Source organism: Enterovibrio sp. FF113 (genome assembly GCF_041439165.1).
GTDB lineage: Bacteria > Pseudomonadota > Gammaproteobacteria > Enterobacterales > Vibrionaceae > Enterovibrio > Enterovibrio norvegicus_A.
This window is the reverse complement of record NZ_JBGONO010000042.1, coordinates 486-15,694: the sequence shown is the minus strand read 5'-3', so window position 1 is coordinate 15,694 and position 15,209 is coordinate 486. Positions and strand designations below refer to the sequence as shown.

At 47.1% G+C, this 15,209-nt stretch carries 30 protein-coding genes and 1 pseudogene; all 31 read left to right on the top strand.

The features are described 5' to 3' along the window. Positions 1 to 68, top strand: a pseudogene (locus ACED36_RS21790) (elongation factor Tu); the annotation flags it as partial. Between the two features lie 201 nt (positions 69 to 269). Then, positions 270 to 461 (top strand): (2Fe-2S)-binding protein, encoded by a 192-nt coding sequence (locus tag ACED36_RS21785; RefSeq protein ID WP_083248041.1) that lies wholly within the window; start codon positions 270 to 272, stop codon positions 459 to 461. Positions 462 to 551: 90 nt separating this feature from the next. Further along, complete coding sequence (bfr, locus tag ACED36_RS21780) at positions 552 to 1,028, top strand: bacterioferritin (RefSeq protein WP_016962009.1); 477 nt, start codon at positions 552 to 554, stop codon at positions 1,026 to 1,028. A 339-nt stretch (positions 1,029 to 1,367) separates the two neighbouring features. Continuing rightward, the gene (gene rpsJ, locus ACED36_RS21775; RefSeq protein ID WP_016962010.1) at positions 1,368 to 1,679 is read left to right on the top strand and encodes a 30S ribosomal protein S10; all 312 of its coding nucleotides are present in this window, start codon (positions 1,368 to 1,370) and stop codon (positions 1,677 to 1,679) included. Between the two features lie 15 nt (positions 1,680 to 1,694). After that, positions 1,695 to 2,324: a 50S ribosomal protein L3 gene (gene rplC / locus ACED36_RS21770; protein WP_016962011.1), complete on the top strand. Its 630-nt coding sequence runs from the start codon at positions 1,695 to 1,697 to the stop codon at positions 2,322 to 2,324. Between the two features lie 16 nt (positions 2,325 to 2,340). Further along, a complete protein-coding gene (gene rplD / locus ACED36_RS21765) occupies positions 2,341 to 2,943 on the top strand; it encodes a 50S ribosomal protein L4 (RefSeq protein WP_016962012.1) in 603 nt (200 codons plus the stop codon). Next, positions 2,940 to 3,242 carry a 50S ribosomal protein L23 gene (rplW, locus tag ACED36_RS21760; protein WP_016962013.1) on the top strand — a complete coding sequence of 101 codons (303 nt, stop codon included), beginning with the start codon at positions 2,940 to 2,942 and terminating at the stop codon, positions 3,240 to 3,242. Before rplD ends, rplW begins: the two co-directional genes overlap by 4 nt. Positions 3,243 to 3,261: 19 nt before the next feature. Further along, positions 3,262 to 4,086 carry a 50S ribosomal protein L2 gene (gene rplB, locus ACED36_RS21755; RefSeq protein WP_016962014.1) on the top strand — a complete coding sequence of 275 codons (825 nt, stop codon included), beginning with the start codon at positions 3,262 to 3,264 and terminating at the stop codon, positions 4,084 to 4,086. A gap of 18 nt (positions 4,087 to 4,104) precedes the next feature. Then, a complete protein-coding gene (gene rpsS / locus ACED36_RS21750) occupies positions 4,105 to 4,383 on the top strand; it encodes a 30S ribosomal protein S19 (RefSeq protein WP_016962015.1) in 279 nt (92 codons plus the stop codon). Between the two features lie 10 nt (positions 4,384 to 4,393). After that, on the top strand, positions 4,394 to 4,726 hold the full coding sequence (rplV, locus tag ACED36_RS21745) for a 50S ribosomal protein L22 (protein WP_016962016.1): 333 nt from the start codon (positions 4,394 to 4,396) through the stop codon (positions 4,724 to 4,726). 19 nt (positions 4,727 to 4,745) lie between these two features. Next, on the top strand, positions 4,746 to 5,435 hold the full coding sequence (gene rpsC / locus ACED36_RS21740; RefSeq protein WP_016962017.1) for a 30S ribosomal protein S3: 690 nt from the start codon (positions 4,746 to 4,748) through the stop codon (positions 5,433 to 5,435). 11 nt (positions 5,436 to 5,446) lie between these two features. Then, positions 5,447 to 5,857, top strand: a complete 411-nt coding sequence (gene rplP, locus ACED36_RS21735; RefSeq protein WP_016962018.1) for a 50S ribosomal protein L16 — start codon at positions 5,447 to 5,449, stop codon at positions 5,855 to 5,857. Next, positions 5,857 to 6,048, top strand: a complete 192-nt coding sequence (rpmC, locus tag ACED36_RS21730) for a 50S ribosomal protein L29 (RefSeq protein WP_016962019.1) — start codon at positions 5,857 to 5,859, stop codon at positions 6,046 to 6,048. Before rplP ends, rpmC begins: the two co-directional genes overlap by 1 nt. Next, a complete protein-coding gene (gene rpsQ, locus ACED36_RS21725) occupies positions 6,048 to 6,302 on the top strand; it encodes a 30S ribosomal protein S17 (protein WP_016962020.1) in 255 nt (84 codons plus the stop codon). Before rpmC ends, rpsQ begins: the two co-directional genes overlap by 1 nt. Before the next feature lie 160 nt (positions 6,303 to 6,462). Further along, positions 6,463 to 6,834 (top strand): 50S ribosomal protein L14, encoded by a 372-nt coding sequence (gene rplN / locus ACED36_RS21720; protein WP_016962021.1) that lies wholly within the window; start codon positions 6,463 to 6,465, stop codon positions 6,832 to 6,834. 14 nt (positions 6,835 to 6,848) lie between these two features. Then, on the top strand, positions 6,849 to 7,163 hold the full coding sequence (gene rplX / locus ACED36_RS21715; protein WP_016962022.1) for a 50S ribosomal protein L24: 315 nt from the start codon (positions 6,849 to 6,851) through the stop codon (positions 7,161 to 7,163). A gap of 14 nt (positions 7,164 to 7,177) precedes the next feature. Beyond that, the gene (gene rplE / locus ACED36_RS21710) at positions 7,178 to 7,717 is read left to right on the top strand and encodes a 50S ribosomal protein L5 (RefSeq protein WP_016962023.1); all 540 of its coding nucleotides are present in this window, start codon (positions 7,178 to 7,180) and stop codon (positions 7,715 to 7,717) included. Between the two features lie 17 nt (positions 7,718 to 7,734). Continuing rightward, a complete protein-coding gene (gene rpsN / locus ACED36_RS21705; protein WP_016962024.1) occupies positions 7,735 to 8,040 on the top strand; it encodes a 30S ribosomal protein S14 in 306 nt (101 codons plus the stop codon). Positions 8,041 to 8,063: 23 nt separating this feature from the next. Further along, positions 8,064 to 8,456, top strand: coding sequence for a 30S ribosomal protein S8 (gene rpsH, locus ACED36_RS21700; RefSeq protein ID WP_016962025.1), 393 nt, complete (start codon positions 8,064 to 8,066; stop codon positions 8,454 to 8,456). A 10-nt stretch (positions 8,457 to 8,466) separates the two neighbouring features. Beyond that, positions 8,467 to 9,000 carry a 50S ribosomal protein L6 gene (gene rplF / locus ACED36_RS21695; RefSeq protein WP_016962026.1) on the top strand — a complete coding sequence of 178 codons (534 nt, stop codon included), beginning with the start codon at positions 8,467 to 8,469 and terminating at the stop codon, positions 8,998 to 9,000. Between the two features lie 9 nt (positions 9,001 to 9,009). Beyond that, positions 9,010 to 9,363 (top strand): 50S ribosomal protein L18, encoded by a 354-nt coding sequence (gene rplR, locus ACED36_RS21690; protein WP_016962027.1) that lies wholly within the window; start codon positions 9,010 to 9,012, stop codon positions 9,361 to 9,363. Positions 9,364 to 9,376: 13 nt separating this feature from the next. Then, positions 9,377 to 9,874 (top strand): 30S ribosomal protein S5, encoded by a 498-nt coding sequence (rpsE, locus tag ACED36_RS21685; RefSeq protein ID WP_016962028.1) that lies wholly within the window; start codon positions 9,377 to 9,379, stop codon positions 9,872 to 9,874. A 6-nt stretch (positions 9,875 to 9,880) separates the two neighbouring features. Next, complete coding sequence (gene rpmD / locus ACED36_RS21680; RefSeq protein WP_016962029.1) at positions 9,881 to 10,060, top strand: 50S ribosomal protein L30; 180 nt, start codon at positions 9,881 to 9,883, stop codon at positions 10,058 to 10,060. A gap of 4 nt (positions 10,061 to 10,064) precedes the next feature. Beyond that, positions 10,065 to 10,499 (top strand): 50S ribosomal protein L15, encoded by a 435-nt coding sequence (gene rplO, locus ACED36_RS21675; protein ID WP_016962030.1) that lies wholly within the window; start codon positions 10,065 to 10,067, stop codon positions 10,497 to 10,499. A 22-nt stretch (positions 10,500 to 10,521) separates the two neighbouring features. Continuing rightward, entirely contained in the window at positions 10,522 to 11,847 is a 1,326-nt protein-coding gene (gene secY / locus ACED36_RS21670) for a preprotein translocase subunit SecY (RefSeq protein ID WP_017002713.1), read from the top strand. Positions 11,848 to 11,873: 26 nt separating this feature from the next. Then, positions 11,874 to 11,987 (top strand): 50S ribosomal protein L36, encoded by a 114-nt coding sequence (gene rpmJ, locus ACED36_RS21665; RefSeq protein ID WP_000868186.1) that lies wholly within the window; start codon positions 11,874 to 11,876, stop codon positions 11,985 to 11,987. 147 nt (positions 11,988 to 12,134) lie between these two features. After that, the gene (rpsM, locus tag ACED36_RS21660; RefSeq protein ID WP_016962032.1) at positions 12,135 to 12,491 is read left to right on the top strand and encodes a 30S ribosomal protein S13; all 357 of its coding nucleotides are present in this window, start codon (positions 12,135 to 12,137) and stop codon (positions 12,489 to 12,491) included. 19 nt (positions 12,492 to 12,510) lie between these two features. Further along, positions 12,511 to 12,900 (top strand): 30S ribosomal protein S11, encoded by a 390-nt coding sequence (gene rpsK, locus ACED36_RS21655; RefSeq protein ID WP_002541534.1) that lies wholly within the window; start codon positions 12,511 to 12,513, stop codon positions 12,898 to 12,900. Between the two features lie 30 nt (positions 12,901 to 12,930). After that, positions 12,931 to 13,551 (top strand): 30S ribosomal protein S4, encoded by a 621-nt coding sequence (gene rpsD / locus ACED36_RS21650; RefSeq protein WP_016962033.1) that lies wholly within the window; start codon positions 12,931 to 12,933, stop codon positions 13,549 to 13,551. A gap of 23 nt (positions 13,552 to 13,574) precedes the next feature. Further along, the gene (gene rpoA / locus ACED36_RS21645) at positions 13,575 to 14,564 is read left to right on the top strand and encodes a DNA-directed RNA polymerase subunit alpha (protein ID WP_002541536.1); all 990 of its coding nucleotides are present in this window, start codon (positions 13,575 to 13,577) and stop codon (positions 14,562 to 14,564) included. 35 nt (positions 14,565 to 14,599) lie between these two features. Further along, positions 14,600 to 14,986, top strand: coding sequence for a 50S ribosomal protein L17 (rplQ, locus tag ACED36_RS21640; RefSeq protein WP_016962034.1), 387 nt, complete (start codon positions 14,600 to 14,602; stop codon positions 14,984 to 14,986). Positions 14,987 to 15,209 lie beyond the last annotated feature (223 nt).

Below are 15,209 nucleotides of genomic sequence, written 5' to 3'. Positions count from 1 at the left end.
TACGCTTCGCAATCCGCGAAGGTGGTCGTACAGTTGGTGCAGGTGTTGTTGCTAAGATCGTTGCTTAATTTTAAGCTCCGATAGCACAATGCTTAAAAAGGACGCTTCGGCGTCCTTTTTTGTATCTGGTGTTTATTAAAGGCATAAAACACAAAAAATAGTGCGTAAAAATTAGGCAAGAAAAGAGAGGAATAATTGATAAAAACGATTGGTAATACAAACCGTTCTCATTTATATTTCTTGTAAGATTGTTGTTGAGGTAGATTCAAATGTACGTTTGCCTATGTCATGGTATTTCCGATAAGACATTAAAAAAGTTAGCTTACGAGCAGGGAATGACAGACATTCGCGCTATTCGCAAAGCGCTACCTTTAGGCTCTCAGTGTGGTAAGTGTATTCGGTCAGCGAAAGAGATATTGCAAGACGTAGAATCCAATCCGCTTTATCAACAAGCATGCTGAGTCTGCTTAGCACGACTATGTACCACTTTTAACATTGACAGGCCTTTTCTCGCTTCTATTTTTACTAGAAGCCGAAAAGGAGCGTGAGTCATGAAATCTGACCCCAAAATCATTCAACACCTCAACAAATCCCTCGCCAATGAACTGATTGCTATCAACCAATACTTCCTTCACTCCCGAATGTATAAAGACTGGGGATTGAAAGTGCTCGCCGATAAAGAGTATGAAGAATCTATAGATGAAATGAAGCATGCTGACGATCTCATCGAACGAATACTATTCCTTGAAGGCATCCCTAATTTGCAAGATCTTGGAAAACTTCGAATCGGTGAAGATACGAAAGAAATGCTCGAATGCGATTTGGCGTTAGAAATGGATGCGATTCCTGATTTAAGGGATGCGATTGAGTATGCCGAAAGTGTTCGAGATTATGTTTCTCGCGATCTGTTCAATCATATTCTAGAAGATGAAGAAGAGCATGTTGATTGGTTAGAAACCCAACTCGGTCTTATCGAAAAAGTTGGGATTCAAAACTACAACCAAGCTCAGATGATTGAGGCCGAGTAATAGGTTTAAACGGCCTTAAAACGTGGCCTGTGATTAATTTTTAAACGTGGCTTGCAAAGCCATTTGCGATCTGTATAATGCCCGCACTGCCTGAGACAAAATGCTCTCGTAAGTACAGTTGTGAACCAATGAGCACAGGAGGAAGACTAGTCGCAGTAAGCGTTAAGCTTGATTAGTCTGTAATGTATACTCCGCTTATGTTCGCAGTCACGTTAAGTGGCTGACAATGTATCAAATATTGATACTACGGTTTCACATAAATCAATCGGCATTCCCTCGTTTTCACGTGGTAGAGTGGCGATATTGTTTGTGTAATTTTTTTATTTGGAGCTCTGTCTAATGCAGAACCAACGTATCCGTATCCGCCTGAAGGCTTTCGATCATCGTTTGATCGATCAGTCTACTGCGGAAATCGTTGAAACCGCAAAGCGCACTGGTGCGCAGGTTCGTGGTCCTATCCCACTGCCAACTCGTAAAGAGCGCTTCACCGTTCTTGTCTCTCCGCACGTCAATAAAGATGCACGTGACCAGTACGAAATTCGTACTCACAAGCGTCTGATCGACATCGTTGAGCCAACAGATAAAACTGTTGATGCTCTGATGCGTCTTGACCTTGCTGCGGGCGTTGATGTTCAAATCAGCCTGGGTTAAGAGGGGATATAAGTAATGATTGGTCTAGTCGGTCGTAAAGTAGGTATGACTCGCATCTTCACTGAAGATGGCGTTTCTATCCCTGTAACCGTTGTAGAAGTAGAAACTAACCGTGTTACTCAGGTACGTACTCCTGAAGTAGATGGTTACTCTGCTATCCAAGTAACTTCAGGTGTGAAGAAAGCAAGCCGCGTTTCTAAGCCAGCAGCTGGTCACTTTGCGAAAGCAGGTGTTGAAGCTGGTCGCGGTCTGTGGGAATTCCGTCTGAATGGTGGTGAAGAGTTCGAAGTCGGCGCTGAGCTGAACGTAGATCTGTTTGCAGATATTAAGAAAGTAGACGTTACTGGTACATCTAAAGGTAAGGGCTTCCAAGGCGCTGTTAAGCGTTGGAACTTCCGTACTCAAGATATGACCCATGGTAACTCTTTGTCTCACCGTGCTCCGGGTTCAATTGGCCAATGCCAAACTCCAGGCCGTGTATTCAAAGGCAAAAAAATGGCTGGTCACATGGGTGCTGAACAAGTAACAACTCAGAACCTAGAGATCGTACGTGTTGACGCTGAGCGCAAACTGCTACTTATTAAAGGTGCAGTCCCTGGTGCTACTGGCAGCAACGTGATCGTTAAACCAGCCGTTAAAGCGTAACGTCGAGGAGTTAGTAATGGAATTGGTAGTCAAAGGCGCTGATGCGCTAACTGTCTCCGAAACTACCTTCGGGCGTGAATACAACGAAGCCCTGGTACACCAGGTAGTCGTTGCATACGCAGCTGGTGCCCGTCAGGGTACTCGTGCTCAGAAAACCCGTTCAGATGTACGCGGTGGTGGTGCTAAGCCATGGCGTCAGAAGGGTACTGGTCGCGCCCGTGCAGGTACAATCCGTAGCCCAATTTGGCGCTCGGGTGGTGTAACTTTCGCAGCTCGTCCTCAGGACCATAGCCAGAAAGTTAACAAAAAGATGTACCGTGGTGCTCTAAAGAGCATTCTTTCTGAGCTAGTTCGTCAAGATCGTTTGATCGTTGTTGACAACTTCTCAGTTGAAGCACCAAAAACTAAAGAGCTGATTGCTAAGCTGAAAGAGCTTGAGCTAACAGAAGCTCTGATCGTAACTGCAGAAGTCGATGAGAACCTGTTCCTTGCAGCACGCAACCTGTACAAGGTTGATATCCGTGATGCAGCAGGCATTGACCCAGTTAGCCTGATCGCTTTCGACAAAGTCGTTATGACTGCTGCTGCAGTTAAGCAAGTTGAGGAGATGCTGGGATGATCACTGAAGAGCGTATCCTTAAAGTTCTACGTGCTCCGCACATCTCTGAAAAAGCAACCATGGCTGCAGAAAACGGTAACACTATCGTTTTCAAAGTAGCGATGACTGCAACTAAGAAAGAGATCAAAGCGGCAGTTGAGAAACTGTTCGAAGTTGAAGTTAAGTCTGTAAATACTCTTATCACTAAGGGTAAGACCAAACGTCAAGGTGCTCGCCAAGGTCGTCGTTCAGACGTCAAAAAAGCGTATGTCATCTTGAAAGAAGGTCAAGACATCGACTTCGCTGGCGGCGCTGAGTAAGACGGAGGAGTATTAAAAAATGGCAATTGTTAAATGTAAGCCTACTTCACCGGGTCGTCGTCACGTTGTTAAAATTGTTAACGCTGACCTGTACAAAGGTAAGCCTTACGCACCGCTTCTGGAGAAAAACCAGAAGTCAGGCGGTCGTAACAACAACGGTCGAATCACAGTACGTCACATCGGTGGTGGTCATAAGCAACACTACCGTTTGATTGACTTCAAGCGTACTAAAGACGGCATCCCAGCGAAAGTTGAGCGCCTGGAATACGATCCAAACCGCAGTGCAAACATTGCACTGGTTCTGTACGCAGACGGTGAGCGTCGTTACATCATTGCACCTAAAGGTATGAAAGCTGGCGATCAGATCCAATCTGGTCCAGATGCTGCAATTAAAGCAGGTAACACCCTGCCAATGCGCAACATCCCAGTAGGTTCAACTGTTCACTGTGTTGAACTGAAACCTGGTAAAGGTGCACAGCTGGCTCGTTCAGCAGGTGCATACGCACAAATCGTTGCTCGCGATGGCGCATACGTAACTATTCGTTTGCGTTCTGGCGAAATGCGTAAGGTTCTTTCTGAAGGTCGTGCGACCATCGGTGAAGTTGGTAACGCAGAGCACATGCTGCGTGAATTGGGTAAAGCTGGTGCAACACGTTGGAGAGGCGTTCGCCCTACCGTACGTGGTGTAGCAATGAACCCAGTGGATCACCCACACGGTGGTGGTGAAGGTCGTACATCAGGCGGTCGTCACCCAGTATCACCTTGGGGTATGCCAACTAAGGGCTTCAAAACCCGTAAGAACAAACGTACCGACAAGTACATTGTACGTCGTCGTAACAAGTAATTTTAAAGAGGATACGCCATGCCACGTTCTCTCAAGAAAGGTCCATTTATTGACCTGCACTTGCTGAAGAAGGTAGAGAAAGCGTTGGAAAGCGGTGACAAAAAGCCTGTTAAGACTTGGTCCCGTCGTTCAATGATCATCCCTCAGATGATCGGTTTGACCATCGCTGTCCATAATGGTCGTCAGCACGTACCTGTTTTCGTCACTGAAGAGATGATCGGTCACAAGCTGGGCGAATTTGCACCAACACGTACTTATCGCGGCCATGCTGCAGATAAGAAAGCTAAGAAGCGTTAGGAGTTAAGATATGGAAGCTATTGCTAAACATCGCTTTGCTCGTATTTCGCCTCAAAAAGCACGTTTGGTTGCAGACCAAGTGCGCGGTAAAAACGTCGCACAAGCTCTAGAAGTTCTGACGTTCAGCGACAAAAAAGCTGCTGAGCTGATCAAGAAAGTTCTGGAGTCTGCTATCGCAAACGCCGAGCATAACGAAGGTGCTGACATTGATGATTTGAATGTCGCAAAAATCTTTGTTGACGAAGGTCCAGTCATGAAGCGCATTATGCCTCGTGCAAAAGGCCGTGCCGATCGCATCTTGAAGCGTTCTAGCCACATCACTATTGTTGTAGCAGACCGCTAAGAGACGAGGAGAGAAAGCAATGGGTCAAAAAGTACATCCTAATGGTATTCGTCTTGGCATTTGTAAGCCTTGGAATTCCACTTGGTTTGCTAACAGCCAAGATTTCGCTGATAACCTAGATGGCGACTTCAAGGTACGTCAGTTCCTGACTAATGAACTGAAAAAAGCGTCTGTATCTCGCATCGTTATCGAGCGCCCTGCTAAGAGTATTCGTGTGACTATTCACACTGCTCGCCCAGGTGTTGTTATCGGTAAGAAAGGCGAAGACGTAGAAAAACTACGCGCTCGCGTTGCTCAACTAGCCGGTGTACCTGCACAAATCAACATTGCAGAAGTACGTAAGCCAGAGCTTGATGCTCAGCTTGTTGGTGACAGCATCGCTTCTCAGCTAGAGCGTCGTGTTATGTTCCGTCGTGCTATGAAGCGCGCGGTACAAAACGCAATGCGTCTAGGCGCCAAAGGTATCAAAGTGGAAGTAAGCGGCCGTCTTGGCGGCGCTGAAATCGCTCGTACCGAGTGGTACCGTGAAGGTCGTGTGCCATTGCACACCCTTCGTGCTGATATTGACTACGCAACTTCTTCGGCTCACACCACTTACGGTGTAATTGGTATTAAAGTTTGGATCTTCAAAGGTGAAGTTCTAGGCGGTATGCCAGTTGCTGAGCCACAGGCTGACAAGCCTAAGAAGCAGCGTAAAGGCCGTAAGTAAGGAGTCTATCGATGCTTCAACCAAAACGTACTAAGTTCCGCAAGGCTTTTAAAGGTCGTAACCGCGGTCTTGCTGCGGGTACTGACGTAAGCTTCGGTACCTTCGGCCTTAAAGCTGTTGGTCGTGGTCGTATCACTGCTCGTCAGATCGAAGCTGCACGTCGTGCTATGACTCGTCACATTAAACGTCAGGGTCAAATCTGGATCCGTGTTTTCCCAGACAAGCCGATCACTACTAAACCTCTGGAAGTTCGTCAGGGTAAAGGTAAGGGTTCTGTTAGTTACTGGGTTGCACAAATTCAACCAGGTAAAGTCCTGTACGAGATGGATGGTGTTTCTGAAACCCTAGCTCGCGAAGCATTCGAGCTAGCTTCACGTAAACTACCAATCAAAACCACTTTCGTAACTAAGGCGGTGATGTGATGAAAGCACAAGAACTTCGCGAAAAGAGCGTAGAACAGCTGAATGAAGAACTGCTGGGTCTGCTGCGTGAGCAATTCAACCTGCGCATGCAATCAGCTACAGGTCAACTTCAGCAGACTCACACTCTGAAGACTGTTCGTCGTGATATCGCACGTGTTAAAACCGTTCTGAACCAGAAGGGCAACGCATAATGAGCGACCAAATCCGTACTCAACAAGGCCTTGTAGTTAGCGACAAAGGCGACAAGTCTATTGTTGTTGCAATTGAGCGCCAGGTGAAACACCCGATCTACGGTAAGTTCATCAAGCGTACAACTAAACTACATGTTCACGATGAAAACAACGAATGCGCCCAAGGCGATAAAGTTGAAGTTCGTGAGTGCCGTCCACTGTCTAAGACTAAGTCTTGGACTCTGGTACGCGTAGTTGAGAAAGCACGCCTGTAAGGGTAACTTTCCAACGGTTAAAATTTAAACGGCTCCAACTTTGGGGCCGTTTATTTTTTATCTATTCATCTTTAAAAAATAGTGTTATTATTCGCCGCCCTTGTAATAAGGCAGCCCGACCCGAGATGGGTCTAGATGTAATAACAGCGGAGCACTTACCATGATCCAAATGCAAAGTATGCTGGATGCAGCCGACAACTCCGGCGCTCGCAGTGTAATGTGTATTAAGGTGCTGGGTGGTTCACACCGTCGCTACGCCCATATCGGCGATGTCATCAAAGTTACCGTGAAGGATGCAATCCCACGCGGTAAAGTTAAGAAAGGTGACGTCCTGAAGGCGGTTGTAGTACGCACCCGTAAAGGCGTTCGTCGTCCAGACGGCTCTGTCATTCGCTTCGACCGTAATGCTTGCGTATTGTTGAACGACAACACCGAGCAACCAATCGGTACTCGTATCTTTGGCCCTGTGACACGTGAACTTCGTGGCGATAAGTTCATGAAGATTGTGTCTCTGGCGCCTGAAGTTCTGTAAGGAGCGGTTTAAAAATGGCAGCTAAAATCCGTCGTGAAGACGAAATTATCGTTCTTGTTGGTAAAGATAAAGGCAAGAAAGGTAAAGTATCTAAGGTACTGACTACCGGTAAGGTTATCGTTGAAGGTATCAACCTAGTTAAGAAACACCAGAAGCCAGTTCCGGCAATGGGTGTTCAAGGCGGCATCATTGAAAAAGAAGCAGCTCTTGACGTTTCTAACGTGGCTATCTACAACGCGGCAACTGGTAAAGCAGACCGTGTAGGCTTCCGATTTGAAGACGGCAAAAAAGTCCGTTTCTTTAAGTCGAATGGCGAAACTATTAAGTAAGTTGGAGTAGTACTATGGCGAAACTGCATGATTACTACAAAGAGACTGTTGTAAAAGAGCTTGCTGAAAAGTTCGAATACAAGAGTATCATGCAAGTCCCAAGGATCGAAAAGATCACCCTGAACATGGGTGTGGGCGAAGCGATCAACGATAAAAAACTGCTTGAGAACGCAGCTTCAGATATGACCACTATTACTGGTCAGAAGCCGCTTATCACTAAAGCACGTAAATCTGTTGCTGGCTTCAAGATCCGAGAGGGCTACCCTATTGGTTGTAAAGTAACCCTGCGTGGCGAACGTATGTGGGATTTCTTTGAGCGTTTGATTTCAATCGCTCTACCACGTGTACGCGACTTCCGCGGCGTGAGTTCGAAATCTTTCGACGGTCGCGGTAACTATAGCATGGGCGTTCGTGAGCAAATCATCTTCCCAGAGATCGACTACGACAAAGTAGATCGTATCCGTGGTCTTGATATTACTATCACGACTACAGCGGCGACTGATGAGGAAGGTCAAGCTCTGCTGGCTGCCTTTAACTTCCCATTCCGTAAGTAAGGTGAAGGGTTACTGTAATGGCTAAGCAATCAATGAAAGCGCGCGAAGTAAAACGCGCGAAGCTGGTAGTAAAGTTTGCTGAAAAGCGCGCTGCACTTAAAGCTGCAATTAAAAGTGTAAACACGTCTGAAGAAGATCGTTGGGATGCAGTCCTGAAGCTTCAATCTTTACCGCGTGATTCATCCACGTCTCGTAAGCGTAACCGCTGTAACCAGACTGGTCGTCCACATGGCTACCTACGTAAATTCGGCCTTAGCCGAATCAAGGTCCGTGAAGCTTGCATGAAAGGCGAGATTCCGGGTCTGCGTAAGGCGAGCTGGTAATTGAATCTCGGGAGTAAAGACTTATGAGCATGCAAGATCCGATTTCGGATATGCTGACCCGCATTCGCAACGGTCAGACAGCAGCGAAAGTTGCTGTTAAAATGCCTTCGTCGAAACTTAAAGTGGCAATTGCTGAGCTACTTAAAGTTGAAGGCTATGTGGCTGACTACGCTGTTACAAGCGATGTTAAGCCAGAACTGGAAGTGACTTTGAAATACTTCGAAGCAAACCCAGTTATCGAGCAAATCCAACGTGTAAGCCGTCCAGGTCTGCGTATCTATAAGAAAAAAGATGCGCTGCCTTCTGTAATGGGTGGTCTGGGTATTGCTGTAATATCAACTTCTAAAGGTTTGATGACCGACCGCGCCGCTCGCAAAGCGGGTCTGGGCGGTGAGATCATCTGCTACGTAGCTTAAGGAGTAGGAAATGTCTCGTGTTGCAAAAGCACCCGTAGTAATTCCTGCCGGCGTAGAGGTGAACCTTAACGGTCAGGAAATCACTGTTAAAGGTAGCTTGGGCGAATTGTCCCGCGTTATCAATAATGCAGTGGTATTAAGCCAAGAAGACGACGCTGTGAAGTTTGCACCGCGCGAAGGTATCGCAAAGGCTAACGCCCAAGCTGGTACTGCACGTGCACTAGTAAACAACATGGTTGTTGGTGTTACTCAAGGCTTTACCAAGAAACTGATCCTGAAAGGTGTTGGTTATCGTGCATCAATCAAGGGTAACGCAGTAGCTCTAACTTTGGGCTTCTCTCACCCTGTTGAACACGACCTGCCTGCAGGCATCAAAGCAGAATGCCCAAGCCAAACTGAAATTGTTTTGACTGGTACAGACAAGCAATTAGTTGGTCAAGTAGCTGCTGACATCCGCGCATACCGTCAACCTGAGCCTTACAAAGGCAAAGGTGTTCGTTACTCTGACGAAGTCGTGCGTACTAAAGAAGCTAAGAAGAAGTAAGGTAACACTATGGATAAGAAAATTGCTCGTATCCGTCGTGCGACCCGAGCGCGTCGCAAGATTGCTGAACTGGGTGCGACTCGCCTAGTTGTGCACCGTACTCCACGTCACGTGTACGCACAGGTTATCGCAGCTAATGGCTCTGAAGTTATCGCAGCTGCTTCTACCGTAGAAAAAGCGATCCGTGATCAATTGACGAGTACCGGTAACAAAGACGCTGCAGCAGCTGTGGGTAAAGCAGTCGCTGAACGTGCGCTGGAAAAAGGCATCGAATCTGTTGCTTTTGACCGCTCCGGTTTCCAATACCACGGCCGCGTGGCTGCACTGGCAGATGCTGCCCGTGAAGCTGGTCTGAAATTCTAAGGTAGGCGGAAAGATGGCTAACGAAAAACAACAAAGTGATTTGCAAGAGAAGCTGATTGCTGTTAACCGTGTTTCTAAAACGGTTAAAGGTGGTCGCATCTTTAGCTTCACCGCTCTTACTGTAGTTGGTGATGGCAATGGTCGCGTAGGTTTCGGTTACGGCAAAGCCCGTGAAGTACCTGCCGCTATCCAAAAATCAATGGAAAAAGCGCGTCGTAACATGGTTACTATCGCGTTGAATGACGGTACTCTGCACCACGCTGTTAAAGGTCGCCACACTGGTTCAAAAGTGTACATGCAACCTGCTTCAGAAGGTACAGGTATCATCGCAGGTGGTGCGATGCGTGCAGTACTAGAAGTTGCGGGTGTTCGCAACGTTCTGGCGAAAGCATACGGTTCTACTAACCCAATCAACATCGTTCGTGCAACGATTCTTGGTTTGGGTGGTATGAAGTCTCCAGAAATGGTAGCTGCCAAGCGCGGTCTGCCAGTAAACGAAATTCTGGGGTAATTCGACATGGCTAAAACTATTAAAGTAACTCAGACTCGTAGCTCTATCGGCCGACTGCCGAAACATAAAGCTTCGCTGCGTGGCTTGGGCCTTCGTCGCATCAACCACACCGTTGAACTTGAAGATACTGCTTGCGTACGCGGCATGATCAATCAAGTTTACTACATGGTTAAAGTGGAGGAGTAATCGCATGCGTTTGAATACTCTATCTCCGGCCGCGGGTTCTAAGCCTTCTAAGAAGCGCGTAGGTCGTGGTATCGGTTCAGGCCTGGGCAAAACTGGTGGCCGCGGTCACAAAGGTCAGAAATCACGTTCAGGTGGTTCTGTGCGCCCAGGTTTCGAAGGCGGTCAAATGCCTTTGAAACAACGTCTGCCAAAATTTGGTTTTACTTCTCGTAAGAGCCTAACTGCAGCTGAAGTTCGTCTAAGCGAACTGGCTAAAGTTGAAGGTGACGTAGTAAGCCTTGAGACACTGAAAGCAGCTAACGTTATCACTAAAGACATCCGTACGGCGAAAATCGTACTGTCTGGTGAAATCGCGCGTTCAGTGACTATTAAAGGTCTTCGCGTTACCAAAGGTGCTCAAGCTGCAATTGAAGCTGCTGGCGGTAAAATCGAGGAATAATTAGCTCGAGGACGAGGTACAGATGGCAAAACAACCAGGACAAAATTTTAGTAGTGCAAAAGGTGGACTTGCGGAACTCAAAAGCCGTCTACTGTTTGTGGTAGGTGCGTTATTGGTTTTCCGTGCCGGCTCTTTTGTACCAATTCCTGGTATTGACGCTGCTGTACTTGCCGATCTGTTCGAACAGCAACAAGGTACCATCATTGAACTGTTTAACATGTTCTCTGGTGGTGCTCTTGAGCGTGCTTCTATCTTAGCATTGGGTATCATGCCGTATATATCGGCATCGATTATTGTCCAGCTGCTTACGGTAGTTCATCCAGCCTTGGCTGAGTTGAAAAAGGAGGGGGAGTCTGGTCGTCGCAAGATTAGCCAGTACACCCGCTACGGCACGTTAGTGCTGGCAACCTTCCAAGCGATTGGTATCGCTACCGGGTTGCCAAGTATGATTCCAGGCCTTGTGGTTAACCCAGGGTTTGGTTTCTACTTCACTGCTGTTGTGAGTTTGGTTACCGGTACCATGTTCTTGATGTGGTTAGGTGAGCAGATCACTGAGCGAGGTATCGGTAACGGTATTTCCTTGATTATTTTCACGGGTATCGTTGCAGGATTACCATCCGCTATTGGACAGACAGCGGAGCAAGCGCGTCAAGGTGAATTGCACGTGCTTCTTCTTCTGTTGATTGCGGTAATTGCATTTGCAGTAATTGCGTTCGTAGTGTTCATGGAACGTGGTCAACGTCGTATCGTCGTTAACTACGCCAAACGTCAGCAAGGCCGTCGTGTTTTTGCTGCACAGAGCACTCACTTGCCATTGAAAATAAACATGGCAGGCGTAATTCCGGCAATTTTTGCATCAAGCATTATCCTGTTTCCAGGCACCTTGGCCCAATGGTTTGGTCAAAGTGAACAGTTGGGCTGGCTAGCTGATGTGTCATTGGCACTGAGTCCTGGTCAACCACTGTATGTAATTCTTTATGCTGCAGCGATTATCTTTTTCTGTTTCTTCTACACGGCGTTGGTTTTCAACCCGCGTGAGACAGCAGACAATCTGAAGAAGTCTGGTGCATTCGTACCTGGTATTCGCCCGGGCGAGCAGACTGCAAAGTACATTGATAAAGTAATGACTCGACTAACCCTTGCGGGTGCGTTGTATATCACCTTTATCTGTCTGATCCCCGAGTTCATGATGATTGCTTGGAATGTACGCTTCTATTTTGGCGGTACTTCCCTACTTATTGTAGTCGTAGTAATCATGGACTTTATGGCTCAAGTTCAGACACATCTGATGTCTCAACAATATGAGTCCGTGTTGAAGAAAGCCAATCTGAAAGGCTATGGCCGATAACAGATTGACATCTACGGAGTTTAGCAATGAAAGTTCGTGCTTCCGTTAAGAAAATCTGCCGTAACTGTAAAGTAATCAAGCGTAACGGTGTCGTTCGCGTGATTTGCAGTGAGCCAAAGCACAAGCAGCGCCAAGGCTAATAGCAGAATATTTTTCTTGCAAAATATAGGCAGGGTGGCTACATTAGCCAGCCCACCTTTTGTGTGTGCAAAAGAAGTGGTATAGCCGCTGCGTATCCTCAACGGGCTCTGCAGCGGTTCTTCTTGAAAAAGTACTAGGAGTGAATAGTGGCCCGTATTGCAGGCATTAACATTCCTGATCAGAAGCATGCCGTAATCGCATTGACTGCGATTTTCGGTATCGGTAAAACCCGTTCAAAAGCTATTTTGGCTGAGACTGGTATTGCTGAAAGCATGAAGATCAGTGAACTAACTGAAGAGCAGATCGATCTACTGCGTGATGGCGTTGCCAAGTACACCGTAGAAGGTGATCTACGTCGTGAAGTTTCAATGAACATCAAGCGTCTTATGGACCTTGGTTGTTACCGCGGTTTGCGTCATCGTCGCAGCTTGCCACTACGTGGCCAGCGCACGAAGACCAATGCTCGTACCCGTAAGGGTCCGCGCAAACCGATCAAGAAATAATCGGGGTAGGTGATTACTAATGGCTAAACAACCAAATCGCGCACGTAAACGCGTACGCAAGCAAGTTGCTGATGGCGTAGCGCATATCCATGCGTCTTTCAACAACACAATCGTTACCATTACAGACCGTCAAGGTAATGCTCTTGCATGGGCAACTGCAGGTGGTTCTGGTTTCCGCGGTTCTCGTAAATCAACTCCGTTCGCTGCACAGGTTGCTGCTGAACGTTGTGGTGAGATGGCTAAAGAATATGGCCTTAAGAACCTGGAAGTTATGGTAAAGGGTCCTGGTCCAGGTCGTGAATCTACGATTCGCGCACTGAACGCGGCTGGTTTCCGTATCACAAATATTGTTGATGCGACTCCAATCCCACATAACGGTTGTCGTCCACCTAAGAAACGCCGCGTATAACGCTGTTTCTTAGAATTCTGGAGAAAGATCATGGCAAGATATTTGGGTCCTAAGCTGAAGCTTAGCCGTCGCGAAGGTACTGACTTGTTCCTAAAGTCAGGCGTACGCGCGATTGATACCAAGTGTAAAATTGACAACGCCCCAGGCGTGCACGGCGCTCGTCGCGGTCGTCTGTCTGAATACGGCGTTCAGCTTCGTGAGAAGCAGAAAGTTCGTCGTACTTATGGCGTTCTTGAAAAGCAATTCCGTAACTACTATCAAGAAGCTGCACGCCTAAAAGGCAACACAGGTGAAAACCTGCTGCAACTTCTAGAAGGTCGTCTGGATAACGTTGTTTACCGCATGGGCTTTGGCGCAACTCGCGCTGAATCACGTCAGCTGGTAAGCCACAAGGCGATTCTAGTAAACGGCAAAGTGGTTAACGTTCCTTCTTTCAAGGTAACGGCTAATGACGTTGTTAGCATTCGCGAGAAAGCTAAGAACCAAGCACGCATTAAAGCAGCACTTGAAATTGCTGCTCAGCGCGAGCTGCCAACTTGGATCGAAGTAGACAGCAACAAAATGGAAGGCACTTTCAAGCGCCTACCAGAGCGTTCAGATTTGTCTGCTGACATCAACGAACACCTGATCGTCGAGCTTTACTCTAAGTAAAGCTAAACTAAAGAGAGGACACAATGCAGGGTTCTGTAACAGAATTTCTTAAGCCGCGTCTAGTTGACATAGAACAAGTAAGCTCGACGCACGCAAAAGTAACTCTTGAGCCGCTAGAGCGTGGCTTTGGTCACACCCTAGGCAATGCTCTACGTCGTATCCTACTGTCATCTATGCCTGGTTGCGCAGTGACAGAAGTAGAGATTGATGGCGTGTTGCACGAGTACAGCACCAAAGAGGGTGTACAGGAAGATATCCTGGAAATCCTGCTTAACCTTAAAGGCCTGGCCGTTAAGGTAGAGGGTAAAGATGAAGTTATCCTTACTCTTAATAAGTCTGGTGCAGGCCCTGTTGTTGCAGGCGACATCACCCACGACGGTGGTGTTGAGATTGCGAACCCAGAACACGTAATCTGCCACCTGACAGATTCAAATGCTGAAATAAGCATGCGAATCAAGGTAGAACGTGGTCGTGGCTATGTACCAGCGTCAGCCCGTATTCATACTGAAGAAGACGAGCGCCCTATCGGCCGTCTACTTGTTGATGCGACGTTCAGCCCAGTAGACCGTATTGCTTACAATGTTGAAGCAGCACGTGTTGAACAGCGTACTGACCTAGACAAGTTGGTTATCGATATGGAAACCAATGGTACGCTTGATCCTGAGGAAGCTATCCGTCGTGCAGCAACTATTCTTGCTGAACAACTGGATGCATTTGTAGATCTTCGTGATGTACGAGTTCCTGAAGAGAAAGAAGAGAAGCCAGAGTTCGATCCGATCCTACTGCGTCCTGTAGACGATCTGGAACTAACTGTTCGCTCTGCTAACTGTTTGAAAGCAGAAGCGATCCACTACATCGGTGATCTGGTACAGCGTACGGAGGTTGAGCTTCTTAAGACGCCTAACCTTGGTAAAAAGTCTTTGACTGAAATCAAAGACGTGCTGGCTTCACGTGGTTTGTCTCTGGGTATGCGCCTGGAAAACTGGCCGCCAGCATCAATCGCTGAAGATTAATCAGATACTGATTACTTAGTTAGAAGGATTAGGTCATGCGCCATCGTAAGAGTGGTCGTCAACTCAATCGCAACAGCAGTCATCGTAAAGCGATGTTCAGCAACATGGCTAGCTCTCTGGTAACTCATGAAGTTATCAAAACAACTTTGCCTAAAGCAAAAGAGCTGCGTCGCGTAATTGAGCCATTGATTACCCTAGCAAAGATCGACAGTGTTGCTAACCGTCGTCTTGCATTCGCTCGCACTCGTAATGACGAAGTTGTAGCGAAGCTGTTCAACGAACTAGGTCCACGTTTTGCCTCTCGTGCAGGCGGTTACACTCGCATTCTTAAATGCGGTGTACGTGTCGGCGATAAAGCCCCTATGGCTTACATCGAGTTGGTAGATCGTCCTGAGCAATCTGCTGAGGAAGCTGCTGAATAAGCACGCTGAACCTATCGATAAAAAGCCAGGCATTGCCTGGCTTTTTATTTATCTAAATTTTGCAAATTCATAACGCGTCTTTTCCCTCTTCGCTTCATATCCTGCGCTACATATATCTATTATTGTTTGACAGCTATATAAAGAAGAGCAACGCTTTTCTACATCTACATCTACATCTACATCTACATCTACATCTACATCTACATCTACATCTACATCTACT